The organism is Streptomyces sp. UH6, assembly GCF_013421635.1.
GTDB classification, from domain to species: domain Bacteria; phylum Actinomycetota; class Actinomycetes; order Streptomycetales; family Streptomycetaceae; genus Streptomyces; species Streptomyces abyssomicinicus.
Map to the genome: position 1 here is coordinate 1 of NZ_JACADT010001399.1, position 1,093 is coordinate 1,093.

Genomic DNA, 1,093 nt, shown 5'->3' on the forward strand with positions numbered 1-1,093 from the left:
TCGGCGGCGCGCTCCTCGTCGACATCCTCCGCCCGAGGCTCCGTCTCGGCGGCCTCCGCCTCGGCGGTGGGCTCCGCCTCCGGCTCAGGCTTCCCGGCGGGCTCGGCCTGCTCGTCGTCGGCGGCGGCCTCCGCGGCGGCAGACTCGTCGGCAGCAGACTCCGCGGCGGCAGCGGGCTCCGGGTCGTCGGACCCGGTGGTCTTCGCCTCCTCGATCTTCTCCGCGACCTTGGCCTCCGCCTCGGCCACCTCCACCGGGTCAGCCACCGTCTCCGGAACGGGAGCGGCCTCGGGCTCCGCGGCGGCAGGGGCAGCGTCGTCGCCCGGCTCGGTGGGGCGCGGGATGGCGACCCCGTCGAACGCGGCGGCCACCAGTTCGTGTTCCGTCCGGCCGGTCGGCTGCTCGGGAACCTCGGCGGCCGAAGAGGCGGAAGGCGCGGAAGAGGAGGAAGAGGCGGAGGCGGAGGCGGGGGCGTCGGCGGAGTCCGGGGCGGAGGACTGCGCCGGAACCTTCACGGACGTCTCGTCCGGGGCGCCGCCCTGGGGCGGGACCGTGGGCTCCGGATCGGCGGCACGTTCCTTGCGCGCCTTTCCGAACGCGTTCCGCAGGAGAGAGAAGATGCCCATGTGTCGCTACCCTTCGGAGGAGCTGAAGCCCGTCGAACCCTGGCCTGGACGGACACGTAAGGTTAGCGGCCCCCTTCGGGCCGCCAGGTAAGGGGCGCACGCCCCGGTCCCCCGGCCGCACCCGACCGGATGCATCCCATCGGGTGCACCCACGCCGCACGCGGGTTCGAGCGCCGTTTCGCTGCCCCCGGTTCACCCCGCATTCACGCGGACGATCCGTTCCCGCACGTCTTCCTCCCTAGCGTCACGCCCACACCTAGGGCACAAGGGGAGAATCGAACGTGCGCAAACTGCTGCCGCTCATCGGAACACCGTCCCAAGCGCACCCCGGCGGCCGGTCCGCCCTGACCTGTCGCTTCCGTTGCGGTGACGCGTGCTTCCACGAGGTCCCGAACACCAGCGACAACGACTACATCGGCGACATCGTGGCCGGTGCCGTCAGCCGCCGCTCGGTGATGCGCGCAGCG

1 protein-coding gene and 1 pseudogene are annotated in these 1,093 nt (G+C 73.0%); one reads left to right on the plus strand and one right to left on the minus strand.

Annotation, left to right across the window (positions count from 1 at the left end; all coding sequences use genetic code 11):
* Positions 1 to 626: pseudogene (locus tag HW445_RS32145) on the minus strand (Toxic cation resistance protein); the annotation flags it as partial.
* Positions 627 to 907: 281 nt separating this feature from the next.
* Between HW445_RS32145 and HW445_RS32990 the strand changes: the two are divergent.
* The coding region (locus HW445_RS32990; protein WP_218957574.1) for a hypothetical protein at positions 908 to 1,093 on the plus strand (186 nt) is incomplete at its 3' end.